The sequence below is a fragment of the Stutzerimonas sp. VN223-3 genome (assembly GCF_045999685.1).
Taxonomy (GTDB): Bacteria; Pseudomonadota; Gammaproteobacteria; order Pseudomonadales; family Pseudomonadaceae; genus Stutzerimonas; species Stutzerimonas stutzeri_AR.
Genome location: NZ_RBEC01000001.1, coordinates 561,897 through 575,735 on the forward strand (window position 1 = coordinate 561,897; position 13,839 = coordinate 575,735).

Below are 13,839 nucleotides of genomic sequence, written 5' to 3' on the forward strand. Positions count from 1 at the left end.
CAATCCCGGCAGGGTTTCCTGTCGGGATTGCTCTTTCAAAGCAGAGGCAGTGTCACTGGTTCGAGGTGGTTGTCCTCCACTCGCACATCCAGCTCGCCATCACCCAGGCGCGCCTTTAACCGCTGCCCGGGCTCGGTCTGGCTGGCGCTGCGAATCGCCTGGCCGCGCTCGTCGAGCAGAATGCTGTAGCCGCGTGACAGTGTCGCCAACGGACTCACGACATTCAGCGTCTGCGTCAGCCCCAGCAGCTGTTGCCGATGGCCTTTCAGGGTGTCCTGCATGGCGCGCGGTAGCCGACTGGACAGATGGTCGAGTCGTTGACGCAGCATGTTCAGGGTTCGCCCTGGATGCTGCCCGGCGAGGCGGGTATCGAGACGGGCAAAACGTTCCTGGCCGGCACAGAGCCGACGGTCGATACCGCGCAGCAGGCGCTGTTCCAGGTCGTCGATGCGCTGGGCCTGCTGTTGCAGGCGTTCGCCGGGATGGCGCAGGCGGCGGGTCAGACCTTCCAGGCGTGAACCCTCGCGATGCAGGCGGTCGCGCATACGCAGCAGCAGTCGCTGGCGCAAGCCATCCAGGCGCTGGCGCACGTCAGCACTGCTGGGCGCCAGGAGCTCGGCGGCGGCGGAAGGCGTCGGCGCACGCACGTCGGCGACGAAGTCGGCGATGGAGACATCGGTCTCGTGGCCGACGGCGCTGACGATCGGCGTCTCGCAGGCGGCCACGGCCCGCGCTACTAGCTCTTCGTTGAAGCACCAGAGATCTTCCAGCGAGCCGCCGCCGCGCGCCAGAATCAACGCATCGAAGCCGCCGCGATCAGCCAGTTCGAGTGCCCGCACGATCTGCGCGGTTGCATCGCGTCCTTGAACCGGCGTCGGTACTAGCGTCAGCACAACATGCGGAGCGCGTCGGCGGAATACAGAAATGATGTCGCGGATCACCGCGCCGGTCGGCGAGCTGACGATGCCGATGCGCTGTGGATGGACGGGTAGGGCGCGTTTGCCGGCGGCGTCGAACAGGCCCTCGGCTCCGAGTTTTTCCTTGAGCGCTTCGAAGGCCAGGCGCAACGAGCCGTCGCCCGCTGGCTCGACGTTGTCGAGGATCAGCTGATAGTCGCCACGACCTTCGAACAGTGACACCCGTCCGCGTACCTTTACCGCCAGACCGTCGCGCAACGCCTGGCGCACGCGCAAGGCGTTTTGCCGGAACAGTGCGCAGCGGACCTGGGCGTTCTTGTCCTTAAGAGTGAAATAGACGTGTCCGGAGGCGGGTTTGGACAGGTTGGAGATCTCGCCTTCGACCCAGACCTGGGCAAATACGTCTTCGAGCAGCAGCCGCGCGCGACCGTTGAGCTGGCTGACGGTCAGCACTTCGCGGTCGAGATTCAGGCGTTGGAAAGGATCTTTGAGCATGCCGGCGATGATAAGGCAAAAGCGCGAGAAGAGCGCTGAGGGCCGAAGTCTAAACGGACAACAGGCGACCGGGCATCATTGACCTATGCGCAGAGCACATTAAGCTGCGCGGCTTTCTTCATCCCTGTTCGAGCCAGCCATGAGCCACAGCCAAGCCATCGTCGTGCCGCGTATTTCCACGTTTCCCGGCCATGAAGCCAAGGCGCGAATGATCCTGCGCTGGCTGGCCGAGCGACGCATCGTAGAGGCGCTGCCAACCACCTGCGGCCGCGGTGCCGGCGGCATGGGTTATGCGATAGCAGCGGGTGCGCGCAGCGTCGTATTGCACCCGGAGCGGTTACCTTTCGGCGAGGCGATCAATGGGCTGGAAGTGGTGACCAAACGTTGCATCTACACGCCGACTCAGGATTTTGCTGAGGAGGCGGGCTGTCCCGAGTGTCGCCGCGAGATTGGTGAGGCACTGTTTGAAAGTCTCGACGAGTGGATGCCTGCGCAGACCGACACGTTCACCTGCCCGGAATGCGGATTCGAGGACGACATCAATGGCTTTCTATTCATCCCGGCCTGCGGGTTCTCCAATCTGGGGTTCATCTTCAATGGCTGGGGCGAGGCCGGATTCCGTCAGACATTTCTCGATGAGTTCGCCGCTCGTCTGGGGTTCGGAGTGGCGCTAGTAATCGAGTAGTGGTGACCAATTGGTCATTTTGTCGATGCAGCGAAGCTGAGTGCGCGCGACGGACCTCACGACCGCATTGAGCGGGATGGCGTGCATGGGTATAATGCCGCGCTTCCTTTTTCCCGCCTGGGAGCCCCCGCCATGCTGCGTATCAGCCAAGAAGCCCTGACTTTCGATGACGTTCTCCTGATTCCGGGATATTCCGAAGTATTGCCGAAGGATGTCAGCCTCAAGACTCGCCTGACCCGCGAAATCGAGCTGAATATTCCCCTTGTTTCGGCCGCAATGGACACCGTCACCGAAGCCCGCCTGGCCATCGCCATGGCACAGGAAGGCGGCATCGGCATCATCCACAAGAACATGAACGTCGAGCAGCAGGCTGCCGAAGTGCGCAAGGTCAAGCGTCACGAAACGGCGATCGTTCACGATCCGGCTACCGTGACTCCTGAGACGAAAATCAGTGAGCTGCTGCGTAAGGCGCGTGAGCTGGGCTTCTCCGGTTTTCCCGTAGTCTCCGGTAAGGAGCTGGTCGGTATCGTCACTGGCCGTGACCTGCGCTTCACGCCGAATACCGGTGATTCTGTCGCCGCGATCATGACGCCGAAGGAAGAGCTGATTACCGTTCAGGAAGGCACCGGGCTGGAAGAAATCAAAACCAAACTCTACGAACATCGCATCGAGAAGATGCTGGTGGTCGACGGCAATTTCCATCTGCGCGGGCTGGTCACCTTTCGCGACATCGAGAAGGCCAAGACTTATCCGCTGGCGTCCAAGGATGACCAGGGTCGTCTACGTGTCGGTGCTGCCGTTGGCACTGGCGCCGACACGGCCGAACGTGTCGAAGCGCTGGCCGCAGCTGGCGTTGACGTGATCGTGGTCGACACCGCGCATGGGCATTCGCGCGGCGTGCTCGATCGCGTGCGCTGGGTAAAGGACAACTTCCCGCAAGTACAGGTAATCGGTGGCAACATCGCCACCGCCGAAGCTGCGCTGGACCTGGTCAAGGCTGGCGCTGATGCGGTCAAGGTTGGTATCGGCCCAGGCTCGATCTGCACCACCCGCATTGTCGCCGGTGTCGGCGTGCCGCAGATTTCCGCCATCGCCAACGTCTCTGCCGCGCTGGAAGGCACCGGGGTGCCGATGATCGCAGATGGCGGTATACGCTTTTCAGGCGACCTGTCCAAGGCCATCGTCGCCGGCGCCAACGCCGTGATGATGGGCTCGATGTTCGCCGGTACCGAAGAAGCTCCGGGCGAAATCGAATTGTTTCAGGGCCGCTCCTACAAGGCTTATCGCGGCATGGGCTCGCTGGGTGCAATGTCCCAGGCGCAGGGGTCCTCGGATCGTTACTTCCAGGATTCGTCCGCAGGCGCCGAGAAGCTGGTACCCGAGGGCATCGAAGGCCGGGTGCCGTACAAAGGCTCGCTGGCAGCGATCATCCATCAGTTGATGGGCGGCCTGCGTGCCTCCATGGGCTACACCGGCAGCGCGACCATCGATCACATGCGTACCCATCCGCAATTCGTGCGCATCACCGGTGCCGGCATGGCCGAGTCGCACGTTCATGATGTTCAGATCACCAAAGAAGCCCCGAACTACCGGGTCGGTTGATCCACACCTGTAAACAGGCGCTGGAAGCTGGAAGCTGGAAGCTGGAAGCGATGACTTCAGCTTGCAATTCCAGCTTCCGGCTTTCAGCTTCAAGCTCTTTCCGAAGGAAAGCCCATGTCTCATCAAGACATCCACGCCCACCGCATCCTGATTCTCGATTTTGGTTCCCAGTACACCCAGTTGATCGCCCGGCGCGTGCGTGAGCTTGGCGTCTACTGCGAGTTGCACCCGTTCGACATGAGCGATGAAGACATCCGTGAATTCAATCCGCGCGGAATCATCCTCGCTGGCGGCCCGGAGTCGGTGCACGCCGAAGGTAGCCCGCGCGCGCCGAAGGCTGTGTTTGATCTGAACGTGCCGCTGTTTGGTATCTGTTATGGCATGCAGACCATGTCCGAGCAGCTTGGCGGCAAGGTACAGGGTTCGGACGAGCGTGAGTTCGGCTATGCCCGTGTCGATCTGGTCGGCAAGTCGAAGCTGTTCGACGGCATCGAAGACCACATGGATGACGACGGCGTGTTCGGTCTCGACGTCTGGATGAGTCACGGCGATAAGGTGACCAACCTGCCGGAAGGCTTCCATATCCTCGCCAGCACCCCCAGCTGCCCGATCGCCGCGATGGGCGACGACTTCCGTGGCTACTACGGCGTGCAGTTCCACCCGGAAGTGACCCATACCCGTCAGGGCGGGCGCATTCTGTCGCGCTTCCTGCTGGAAATCTGCGGCTGCGAAGCGCTGTGGACGCCATCCAACATCGTCGACGATCTGGTCGAGCAGGTTCGCACCCAGGTCGGCTCGGCCAATGTGTTGCTGGGCTTGTCCGGCGGTGTCGATTCATCGGTGGTGGCGGCGCTACTGCACAAGGCCATCGGCGATCAGCTGACCTGCGTGTTCGTTGACAACGGCCTGCTGCGCCTGCACGAGGGCGATCAGGTTATGGCGATGTTTGCCGAGAACATGGGCGTCAAGGTGATCCGCGCCGATGCCGAAGCGCAGTTCCTCGACAACCTCGCCGGCGAAGCCGACCCGGAAAAGAAGCGCAAGATCATTGGCCGCACGTTCATCGACGTCTTCGATGCGCAGGCCAGCAAGCTCGACAACATCCAGTTTCTTGCTCAAGGCACTATCTACCCGGACGTCATCGAGTCCGCCGGTGCCAAGAGCGGCAAGGCGCACGTGATCAAGTCGCACCACAACGTTGGCGGCCTGCCGGAGGAAATGAACCTCAAGCTGGTCGAGCCGCTACGTGAGCTGTTCAAGGACGAGGTGCGCAAGATCGGCCTGGAGCTGGGCCTGCCGTACGACATGGTGTATCGCCACCCTTTCCCTGGTCCGGGTCTGGGTGTACGCATCCTTGGCGAAGTGAAGAAGGAGTACGCGGACCTGCTGCGTCGTGCCGACCACATCTTCATTCAGGAACTGCGCAACTTCGACTGGTACCACAAGACCAGCCAGGCCTTCGTGGTGTTCCAGCCGGTCAAGTCGGTGGGTGTGGTCGGTGATGGCCGCCGCTACGCTTGGGTCGTTGCCCTGCGCGCAGTGGAAACCATCGACTTCATGACTGCGCGTTGGGCACATCTGCCTTACGAGCTGCTGGAGAAGGTCTCGAACCGCATAATTAACGAAATCGAAGGCATCTCGCGCGTCACCTATGACGTGTCGAGCAAGCCGCCTGCCACCATCGAGTGGGAGTGATCGACGGGTCGATTCGCTGAAAATAGAAGCCCCGGTACGCCGGGGTTTTTATTTTCGGGATATCAGTGCATGACGGCTGGCATGTCGATACGGCGCCAGATCGCTTCGGAAAAGCTGTAGACGGCGAAGGCGACCAGCCCGAGGCCTACCAGCGACAGCCAGAAGGTGCCGAATGGCAGGCTCTGCAGTGCGTTTAACGCGTCTTCGATTCCAGGTGGGTTGGTGGGTTCGTAGCGAGCGCCCCCGCTGAACAGCATGCCGGCAACGATCAGGAAGGCAACCCCGCGAGCGATCAGCCCAATACGTGAGATCGGCCGAACCCAGCGCATGACATGTTCGGAAGCGTAGAAATACTTTTCGAACTTGGCTTTCCAGCCTTTGACGATGTGAGCGATACCGACGACAAGCGGAACCAGCGCCACGAGATAGACCAGATAATTCGAGTATTTCCAGCCGAGCAGGCCGGAGAGGAAGTCGCCACTGCCGGAGCCGCCGCCACCGCTACCGGCGGATTCGCCAATAGAACTGCCGAGCAGGCCGAGGGTGAATAGCGCAAGCAGGGTATAGGCGATGGCGCTGCCAATCAGTCCGGCTCGTATCATCAGCCCCTTGGCATCGCTGCCGTGCCCCTCCGGATCGGTTATGGCCTGAGTCAGGCGCCACGCTACGTAGGCCACAAGGCCAACGACCATGATCCAGAGCAAGGTTTCGCCAAACGGTTGCCCCAACAATTGCTGTATCGCGCCCTTGGTCCCAACGGTGTCTCCGCTGCCGATGCCGGCCATGAATGCGAATACGCCGATGATCAGATAGACGACGCCTCGTGCGGCGTAGCCGCTGCGGGCGAGCCAGACGATACCTCGACTGACTTCGCCTTTGGCATGGGTGGCAGTGATGTGCATGGGGCCTCCGGTCGAGAATGCTGTAAAGGTCTCTTGCAGTAGAGGTGCAATTGGCCGCTAGGGTTCGCGGGTTTGTGAGCCTGGTTTCGTCCGGGGCAGGTGTTAGCGCGGTCTGGAAGCTGTAGCATGACGCAAATGCGAGAGATTCCTTTTTCGGCTGCGGAAGGTCGATGAGGCTCGCGACCGTTTTTTATGGAAGGAAGAATGAGGTTTACACGACGAAAGCTGTTGACGGGACTCGCCGGGTTGGCAGTCTTGGGTGTTGCAGGTGGTGGTGCACGCTATTGGTTGGGCCGACCCTCTGATTCCGTCACTCATGACTATGAGCTGATCGCCGCGCCACAGGATCTCGAATTGATTGCGGGGCAACAGACGCCAGCCTGGTGCTACGGTGGGCAAGCGCCTGGCGTGGAGCTGCGCGCGCGGCAGGGTGATTGGTTGCGGGTGCGCTTCATTAACCATCTGCCGGAGCCCACGACCATCCACTGGCATGGCATCCGCTTGCCATTGAACATGGACGGAGTGCCCTACGTGTCGCAGCTGCCGGTGTTGCCAGGCGAGTCCTTCGACTATCTGTTTCAGGTGCCTGATGCGGGTAGCTTCTGGTATCACCCGCACACGACCAGCGCCGAGCAGCTGGGGCGTGGGCTGGTTGGCCCGCTGATCGTCGAGGAGCGCGAGCCGAGCGGCTTCCGCTATGAGCAAACGCTGAGTCTGAAGAGCTGGCATGTCGACAAACAAGGCGCATTCACTGATTTCAGCGTGCCGCGCGAGGCCGCGCGTGGCGGCACGCCGGGCGTGCTCTCGACAGTCAACGGTGAGCATGCACCAACGTTGGAGTTGCCAGCCGGGCAGGTAGTACGCTTGCGTATCATCAATCTCGATAACACGCTGACCTATCGACTCAATCTCTCGGATGGGGAGGCACGCATTTACGCGCTCGATGGCAATCCGATCAGTCCGCGGCCGCTCGGCAAAAGCTACTGGCTGGGCCCGGGCATGCGCATCGACCTGGCGTTGAAGGTGCCGCCACCAGGACAACAGTTATCCCTGCGCAACGGGCCGCTGCGGCTGGCTACGCTCGCATCCACGAGCACTAACGAGGTTGAGGGAGAATGGCCGGCACCACTGCCACCTAATCCGATCATCGAGCCTGATCTGCAGCAGGCAGAAACCCTGCGTTTCAACTTCGAATGGGCAGGCACCTTGTCCAGCGATGCGGGGCAAGGCGACGCTTTCACCTTCTGGCAGATCAACGGTCAGGCTTGGGACATCAATGACAAAACCTGTGCGGATCGGCCGATCGCGACGTTGAGGAAAAATGGTCACTACATATTCGAGCTGCGCAATCTCAGCCAGTACCAGCATCCAATCCATTTGCACGGCATGACCTTCAAGGTCATCTCTTCCAATCGCAAACGGATCGAGCCCTGGTTCACCGATACCTACCTGCTGGGCAAGAACGAGACGGCGCGAATCGCTCTAGTAGCGGATAATCCCGGCGTATGGATGTTCCATTGCCACGTCATCGACCATATGGAAACCGGTCTGATGGCGGCGATCGAAGTGGTTTGAGGCAGCTACAAAAAGTGCAAAGCGAAAGCGAGGGCGGCTGAAGCTGAGTTTGAATGAAAAGACCTATGATCATCGACCGTTCTCGTGACGAGGAATTCATGCGTGAAGCGCTGGCGCTGGCCGCCGAAGGGGCACGGCTTGGCGAGGTGCCGGTGGGTGCGGTGTTGGTGCAGAACGGCGAAGTCATCGGTCGTGGCTTCAACTGTCCGATTTCGCGCCATGACCCCAGCGCCCACGCCGAGATGGTTGCTATCCGTGATGCCGCGCTGGCGGTGGAGAACTACCGGCTGCCTGGCAGCACGTTGTATGTGACGCTGGAGCCTTGCAGCATGTGCGCCGGCCTGATTGTGCACTCACGTATCCAACGTGTGGTTTATGGCGCTACCGAGCCCAAGGCCGGTGTTGCGGTCAGCCGCGGTCAATTCTTCTCGCAGGACTTTCTCAACCACCGAGTACTGATCGAGGGCGGGGTGATGATCGAAGCGTGCAGCGCAGCGCTGAGCGAATTCTTTCGTATACGCCGCCTCAAGCTCCGCAGTGAAGATGCCACACAGAGTCCAGCGGACGGCTGAGCGCTGTACAGGTTATACGTTGCTGCTATAGCGGCGCACACCGGCTTCCGGCAGTTTTTCATGTGCGGCGACGCTGCCCTGTGCAGGAAAAACCACTAGATGATCGGCAGCGATGGCAATGCCGACGTCCTGGCCGGTCGGGTAGTCGGCGTGACTGGGAAAAATGCCTTCGAGCAGATTGCCGGTCGGCAGTTGCAGACGATACAGCGTCGACGCACCGAGGAAAGTCTTGCCGACGATAAGCGCCTTGAGCGGGCTCTGCGGCGAGTAGACGATGTCGTCCGGACGCAGCAGAACATCCACCGAGCTACCGGGAGGCATGGTGTAGGCGCGGTTGCCGCGGATAACTCCAAGCTCGGTCTGGACCGTTTCCGGGTCGATCAATTGGCCGCGGATGAAATAACCCTGCCCGATAAAGCTTGCGACGAAAGGCGTGAACGGCTCGTGGTAGAGATTGTAGGGCGTATCCCATTGTTCGAGGCGACCATCCTTGAACACCCCGACCTGATCGCTGACGGCGAAGGCCTCTTCCTGATCGTGGGTCACCAGGATCGCGCTGGTGCCGCGTGCCTTGAGGATTTCTCGCACCTCATGGCTCAAGCGGCGGCGCAAGTCGCCGTCAAGATTGGAGAAGGGCTCGTCGAGTAGGAGCAGTTCCGGCTCCGGTGCAAGCGCGCGGGCGAGGGCGACGCGTTGCTGCTGGCCACCTGACAGCTCGTGCGGGTAACGCTTGCTCAGCGGTGTGAGGTGCACCAGGTCCAGCATTTCCCGGACGATACGCTGGCAATGCGGATGCTTGCGGATACCGAATGCAATGTTGTCTGCCACCGTCAGGTGCGGAAACAGGGCGTAGTCCTGAAACACCATGCCGATTCGACGCTTTTCCGGCGCCAGGGTACAACCGCGCCGTGAAAGCACGGCGTCGCCCAGCTGAATCTCGCCTTCGTTAACGTGCTCGAAGCCGGCGATGGCACGCAGCGTGGTGGTCTTGCCACAGCCGGACGGCCCGAGCAGGCAACCGATGTCACCGCGATTCAAATGCAGATTGAGGTTCTGTACGACGCTCTGCCCGCCGTAGCCGCAATCCAGGTTGCGCAGGTGCAGGAGTGATTGATGGCTCATGCGTGGTGGTAGGCAGGCTCGACCAAAAACTCAAGCAATGCCTTCTGCACGTGCAGGCGGTTCTCGGCTTGATCCCAGGCTACCGAGCGCGGGTCATCGAGCAGGTCGTTGCTGATTTCTTCGCCGCGGTGAGCCGGCAGGCAGTGCATGAACAGCACGTCTTCGGACGCGACATCAAGCAAAGCGCGGTCGATCTGATAGGGGCGGAAGGTGGCGATACGTGCCGCCACTTCATCTTCCTGACCCATCGAAGCCCAGACGTCGGTGCTGACCAGGTGCGCTCCGTTCACCGCTTCGCGCGGGTCACGGAATATCTGCACACGGTCACCGGCCTGAGCCAGGAGTCCGGCCTCGGGCTCGTAGCCTTCAGGGCAGGCGATACGCAACTGGAAGTCGAACTGAATGGCGGCCTCCATATAGGAGTTGCACATGTTGTTGCCGTCACCGACCCAGGCGACCGTCTTGCCGGCGATGCTGCCGCGGTGTTCGTGAAAGGTCTGCATGTCAGCCAACAACTGGCATGGGTGTAAATCGTCAGAAAGGCCATTGATGACGGGCACCGATGAGTGTGCAGCGAATTCGGTCAGCGTGGCGTGAGCAAAGGTACGGATCATGACCGCATCGAGCATGCTCGACATAACGATGGCTGAATCGCTGATCGGCTCGCCGCGACCCAGCTGAGTGTCGCGAGGCGAGAGGAATATGGCCTGGCCACCGAGCTGAATCATCCCCGCTTCGAAAGAGAGTCGAGTGCGTGTCGAGGCTTTTTCAAAAATCATTCCCAGCACGCGATTCTTCAGCGGTTCGAACAGAATGCCGCGCTCGCGCAGATCCTTCAGCTCGATGCCGCGACGAACCAGGCCGATGAGCTCCTGGGGCGTGCAGTCCATCAGTGAGAGAAAATGCCTTGCGCTCATATCAACTACCTTTATTGCCGCAGTCGAGGCCGGAAGTTTTTCAACGAAAAAGGAGGGGCCTACGACAGGGGGTCGCACGAGAAGCGACGAAACGGGAAAGGCGAGATCTTATCCAGAAAGCCTTCGCAGGCGCAAATCGGCCTCAGCGCACCAATGACGTGGATCGCAAGCGGCTCTCCGCCCGCTTCGGCCGATAAAAACCGAGCTCGCGACTCGGCTTTTATAGTGCTGTTCTGTACAATGCGCGCCAACCGTGACTAGCCGAGGTGCCCCATGGATATCATCGAAACCATCAAAGAGCAGATCGAAAAGAACCCGGTGCTGCTGTACATGAAAGGCTCGCCCAACGCGCCACAGTGCGGGTTCTCCGCGCGCGCGACCCAGGCGGTGATGGGCTGCGGCGAGAAGTTCGCCTACGTCGACATCCTGCAAAATCCTGAAATCCGCGCCAATCTACCGAAGTACGCCAACTGGCCGACCTTCCCGCAACTGTGGGTCGATGGTGAGCTGGTCGGCGGTAGCGACATCATTCTGGAAATGTTCGAGAAAGGTGAGCTGCAGCCATTGATCAAGGAAGCCGTTCAGAAAGCTGGCGCCTGATCGCGACGCGCTGCCAAACCCGCCGAACGGCGGGTTTTTTGTGGTTGCGATTCCGAGTCGCTGAAGCCTCCCACACCTCTGCGATCAGAAGTTGAACGGTGGGCTTGCATAAAAGAAAACGGGAGCCCGATGGCTCCCGTTTGCACTGCAGGCAGATCGCTATTCGTCCATCTGTGATTGCAGGTAGTTTTCCATGCCGACTTTGTCGATGAGACTCAGCTGAGTTTCCAGCCAGTCGATGTGTTCTTCCTCGGACTCGAGAATGTCTTCCAGCAGTTCGCGGGTGCCGTAGTCGCCCACGCTCTCGCAGTAGGCGATCGCAACCTTCAGGTCCTGAATGCCGCCTTGTTCGAGCTTGAGATCGCAGTCCAGCATTTCGCGGGTGTTTTCGCCGATCAAAAGCTTGCCGAGATCCTGCAGGTTGGGCAGACCTTCGAGAAAAAGGATGCGCTTGATCAGCTTGTCGGCATGCTTCATCTCGTCGATGGATTCGTCGTATTCATGCTTGCCGAGCTTGCCCAGACCCCAGTCTTCGTACATGCGGGCATGCAAAAAGTACTGGTTGATGGCGACCAGTTCGTTGCCGAGGATCTTGTTGAGATGCTGAATGACTAGCTTGTCGCCTTTCATGTCGGTGCCTGCTTCGAATCGGGAACGTTAATTCAAAGCAGTCTGGCCACGAATAATCCGGCTGTCAAACCTAAGTCATTGAATGCAAAAGGGTAAAACCGAATAAGAATACTTCTGTTCCGCGACTAGAAAGCAACATCTTGATTTTCAGGCAGAAAAAAGCCGGGCATAAGCCCGGCTTAGGAAATGCGCCTATTCAGGCCGGAACGAAAGCTGCGGGATAGGCGAGGGATGCCTGGGCGCTCTGCGCATTGCTTAGCGTTTCGCGTACGACTTGCTTGGCTACACACGCGCACTTGCCGCATTGGGTGGCGACACCGGTGGCTTCGCGTACTTCACGATAGCTGCAGCAGCCTTCGTAAATCGCTTCACGAATCTGACCGTCGGTTACACCCTGGCAAAGACACACGTACATAAGAACTACCCGTTGGGTCTGCTGTTGGGTTGAGATGCTAAACAGAATGAGAATGATTGTCAAAGAACGTTCGTCGGGAGTGCTGCTGCCAGTTTCGGCTCAAGAGGCGGTATCTAGAGTTTGGCACCTAGCGGACGATTTGCAGGGTTCCGGCGTTACCTGCCAATGCAAGACTTGGATCGCTATGCGCTAAACTGCGTCTCCTTTTTCGCACCTGGAGCCGTCATGGCCCTGCAAGCCACACCCTATAAAGTCGAGATCAACCTCACTGATCTGGACCGCCACGTTTATCAGGATCTGCGTTTCACCGTTGCCCGGCATCCGTCGGAAACCGAGGAGCGACTAGCCGCGCGCCTTATCGCTTACGTGCTCTGGTATGACGAACAGTTGGCGTTCGGCCGGGGGCTGTCGGATGTGGATGAGCCGGCCCTTTGGGAAAAGAGCCTGGATGACCGTGTGCTGCACTGGATCGAGGTCGGCCAGCCGGATGCAGAGCGCATCACTTGGTGCTCACGTCGTACCGAGCGTTTCAGCCTCGTCGCCTACGGCAATTTGCGGGTATGGCAGACCAAGGTGTTGGACAGCGTACGCAGCCTGAAGAAGATCAACGTCGTTGCGGTCGGGCAGGAGGCGCTTGAAACCGTGGCGCTTGATCTGCCGCGTGCAATCAACTGGAGCGTCATGATCAGCGAAGGCGCGATGTTCATCACCGACGAGCGCGGCCAGCACGAAGTGCCGCTGGAATGGCTGATCGGCGAGCGCGACTGAGCGCGTCGCCGGTTCCAGCGCGACGGGCATCGCTGCCCCAAGGTGGTTTAGGATTGCCAGAATCGCAGCAGCGCGTCGAAGGACAACACCACGCCGACCGCGGTCGACCATTGCCAGCAGACCGAACAGCAACATCCAGGTCGGATGGCGGTACTCAGTGCCTACAATTTCGGGCTTCTTCGTCGCCCAGAGAATCAACTGGCGGGTCCCGGTACATCGGGACGAGATATGAGTACTACGACGATAAATTATCGATGATTTATCAATAAATATTTATCGGACACGGGTCGATCGGTCTCTCTGGAGCACATTGCTGTATGCTTGCGGACCCGATTCACCAAGGCGCCAGTCTCGCTGCCGCCCCCTCAGTTCATGGTCCACAAGATGGTTGACGCCAATTCCACACGCCCGTTGCGATCGTCCATCGTGGCGTCGGCGCATCTCGCCGAGCAGTCGCAGGAATTATCCGAGCTTGAATACGGCGTCATCATTGCCAGCGCCGCGTTGATGCGCTGGATGGAACGCTGCATGAAGGCATCCGGCGCGGTGGAAATGAATGCGCTGGACGTGATGGTGCTGCATAACCTCACCAGCCGCGGGCGTGCCAAGCGACAGGCGGATATCTGCCTGTTGCTGAACATTGAAGACACTCACACCGTGACCTACGCGCTGAAGAAGCTCGGCAAGCTAGGGTTGGTCGAGGGTGAGAAGCAGGGCAAGGAAATATTCTATCGCACCACCGACAAGGGGCGCGAGCTGTGCCAGGAGTACGCCGACATCCGTCGCGAATGCCTGATCGCGTCGTTCGAAAATCTCAATATTGATCCCGAGGAGATTCACCGTCTCGCCGGGATGCTGCGTGCCATGTCAGGTCTTTACGATCAGGCTGCGCGCGCCGCGACTTCGCTTTGAACTGCCCCTCGCTACAAGCCGGATAACCATCA

General features: G+C 59.8%; 14 protein-coding genes. 8 read left to right on the forward strand and 6 right to left on the reverse strand.

The genetic code is table 11. The annotated features are described in order from the left end of the window. Positions 1 to 35: 35 nt before the first annotated feature. Positions 36 to 1,412, reverse strand: a complete 1,377-nt coding sequence (gene xseA, locus D7241_RS02640; protein WP_408100189.1) for an exodeoxyribonuclease VII large subunit — start codon at positions 1,410 to 1,412, stop codon at positions 36 to 38. A 139-nt stretch (positions 1,413 to 1,551) separates the two neighbouring features. Here xseA and D7241_RS02645 point away from each other — a divergent pair, with 139 nt between their 5' ends. The 3 genes from D7241_RS02645 (at position 1,552) to guaA (ending at position 5,394) form a co-directional block, all read left to right on the forward strand. Beyond that, positions 1,552 to 2,097, forward strand: a complete 546-nt coding sequence (locus D7241_RS02645) for a sugar ABC transporter ATPase (RefSeq protein WP_255980874.1) — start codon at positions 1,552 to 1,554, stop codon at positions 2,095 to 2,097. A gap of 132 nt (positions 2,098 to 2,229) precedes the next feature. Next, complete coding sequence (guaB, locus tag D7241_RS02650) at positions 2,230 to 3,699, forward strand: IMP dehydrogenase (RefSeq protein ID WP_408100190.1); 1,470 nt, start codon at positions 2,230 to 2,232, stop codon at positions 3,697 to 3,699. A gap of 114 nt (positions 3,700 to 3,813) precedes the next feature. Continuing rightward, positions 3,814 to 5,394, forward strand: a complete 1,581-nt coding sequence (gene guaA / locus D7241_RS02655; RefSeq protein WP_408100191.1) for a glutamine-hydrolyzing GMP synthase — start codon at positions 3,814 to 3,816, stop codon at positions 5,392 to 5,394. Positions 5,395 to 5,456: 62 nt separating this feature from the next. Here the strand turns inward: guaA and D7241_RS02660 are convergent, their stop codons facing one another. Further along, positions 5,457 to 6,296: a DUF1206 domain-containing protein gene (locus D7241_RS02660; protein ID WP_408100192.1), complete on the reverse strand. Its 840-nt coding sequence runs from the start codon at positions 6,294 to 6,296 to the stop codon at positions 5,457 to 5,459. Positions 6,297 to 6,500: 204 nt separating this feature from the next. Here D7241_RS02660 and D7241_RS02665 point away from each other — a divergent pair, with 204 nt between their 5' ends. Then, a complete protein-coding gene (locus D7241_RS02665) occupies positions 6,501 to 7,871 on the forward strand; it encodes a multicopper oxidase family protein (RefSeq protein ID WP_408100193.1) in 1,371 nt (456 codons plus the stop codon). 53 nt (positions 7,872 to 7,924) lie between these two features. Next, on the forward strand, positions 7,925 to 8,443 hold the full coding sequence (gene tadA, locus D7241_RS02670; protein WP_408100194.1) for a tRNA adenosine(34) deaminase TadA: 519 nt from the start codon (positions 7,925 to 7,927) through the stop codon (positions 8,441 to 8,443). A gap of 12 nt (positions 8,444 to 8,455) precedes the next feature. On the opposite strand, the gene D7241_RS02675 is transcribed toward tadA, so the two are convergent. Beyond that, the gene (locus D7241_RS02675; protein WP_408100195.1) at positions 8,456 to 9,565 is read right to left on the reverse strand and encodes an ABC transporter ATP-binding protein; all 1,110 of its coding nucleotides are present in this window, start codon (positions 9,563 to 9,565) and stop codon (positions 8,456 to 8,458) included. Continuing rightward, positions 9,562 to 10,482, reverse strand: a complete 921-nt coding sequence (gene argF / locus D7241_RS02680; protein ID WP_408100196.1) for an ornithine carbamoyltransferase — start codon at positions 10,480 to 10,482, stop codon at positions 9,562 to 9,564. The genes D7241_RS02675 and argF overlap by 4 nt, the downstream gene beginning before the upstream one ends. 273 nt (positions 10,483 to 10,755) lie before the next feature. Between argF and grxD the strand changes: the two genes are divergently transcribed. Next, positions 10,756 to 11,082, forward strand: a complete 327-nt coding sequence (gene grxD / locus D7241_RS02685) for a Grx4 family monothiol glutaredoxin (RefSeq protein ID WP_025242580.1) — start codon at positions 10,756 to 10,758, stop codon at positions 11,080 to 11,082. A gap of 159 nt (positions 11,083 to 11,241) precedes the next feature. Here grxD and bfr read toward each other — a convergent pair whose 3' ends face one another. After that, the gene (gene bfr / locus D7241_RS02690; RefSeq protein ID WP_255980858.1) at positions 11,242 to 11,712 is read right to left on the reverse strand and encodes a bacterioferritin; all 471 of its coding nucleotides are present in this window, start codon (positions 11,710 to 11,712) and stop codon (positions 11,242 to 11,244) included. A 196-nt stretch (positions 11,713 to 11,908) separates the two neighbouring features. Continuing rightward, entirely contained in the window at positions 11,909 to 12,127 is a 219-nt protein-coding gene (locus tag D7241_RS02695; protein ID WP_255980856.1) for a bacterioferritin-associated ferredoxin, read from the reverse strand. Positions 12,128 to 12,352: 225 nt separating this feature from the next. On the opposite strand from D7241_RS02695, the gene D7241_RS02700 reads away from it, so the two are divergent. Continuing rightward, entirely contained in the window at positions 12,353 to 12,895 is a 543-nt protein-coding gene (locus tag D7241_RS02700) for a YaeQ family protein (RefSeq protein WP_408100197.1), read from the forward strand. A 384-nt stretch (positions 12,896 to 13,279) separates the two neighbouring features. Further along, positions 13,280 to 13,807 (forward strand): winged helix DNA-binding protein, encoded by a 528-nt coding sequence (locus D7241_RS02705; protein ID WP_408100198.1) that lies wholly within the window; start codon positions 13,280 to 13,282, stop codon positions 13,805 to 13,807. Positions 13,808 to 13,839: the final 32 nt, after the last annotated feature.

What these genes read in the sequence shown, in the direction of transcription:
- xseA (WP_408100189.1), bottom strand. Translation starts at nt 1,412, where the DNA reads ATGCTCAAAGATCCTTTCCAACGCCTGAATCTCGACCGCGAAGTGCTG.
- D7241_RS02645 (WP_255980874.1), top strand. Translation starts at nt 1,552, where the DNA reads ATGAGCCACAGCCAAGCCATCGTCGTGCCGCGTATTTCCACGTTTCCC.
- guaB (WP_408100190.1), top strand. Translation starts at nt 2,230, where the DNA reads ATGCTGCGTATCAGCCAAGAAGCCCTGACTTTCGATGACGTTCTCCTG.
- guaA (WP_408100191.1), top strand. Translation starts at nt 3,814, where the DNA reads ATGTCTCATCAAGACATCCACGCCCACCGCATCCTGATTCTCGATTTT.
- D7241_RS02660 (WP_408100192.1), bottom strand. Translation starts at nt 6,296, where the DNA reads ATGCACATCACTGCCACCCATGCCAAAGGCGAAGTCAGTCGAGGTATC.
- D7241_RS02665 (WP_408100193.1), top strand. Translation starts at nt 6,501, where the DNA reads ATGAGGTTTACACGACGAAAGCTGTTGACGGGACTCGCCGGGTTGGCA.
- tadA (WP_408100194.1), top strand. Translation starts at nt 7,925, where the DNA reads ATGAAAAGACCTATGATCATCGACCGTTCTCGTGACGAGGAATTCATG.
- D7241_RS02675 (WP_408100195.1), bottom strand. Translation starts at nt 9,565, where the DNA reads ATGAGCCATCAATCACTCCTGCACCTGCGCAACCTGGATTGCGGCTAC.
- argF (WP_408100196.1), bottom strand. Translation starts at nt 10,482, where the DNA reads ATGAGCGCAAGGCATTTTCTCTCACTGATGGACTGCACGCCCCAGGAG.
- grxD (WP_025242580.1), top strand. Translation starts at nt 10,756, where the DNA reads ATGGATATCATCGAAACCATCAAAGAGCAGATCGAAAAGAACCCGGTG.
- bfr (WP_255980858.1), bottom strand. Translation starts at nt 11,712, where the DNA reads ATGAAAGGCGACAAGCTAGTCATTCAGCATCTCAACAAGATCCTCGGC.
- D7241_RS02695 (WP_255980856.1), bottom strand. Translation starts at nt 12,127, where the DNA reads ATGTACGTGTGTCTTTGCCAGGGTGTAACCGACGGTCAGATTCGTGAA.
- D7241_RS02700 (WP_408100197.1), top strand. Translation starts at nt 12,353, where the DNA reads ATGGCCCTGCAAGCCACACCCTATAAAGTCGAGATCAACCTCACTGAT.
- D7241_RS02705 (WP_408100198.1), top strand. Translation starts at nt 13,280, where the DNA reads ATGGTTGACGCCAATTCCACACGCCCGTTGCGATCGTCCATCGTGGCG.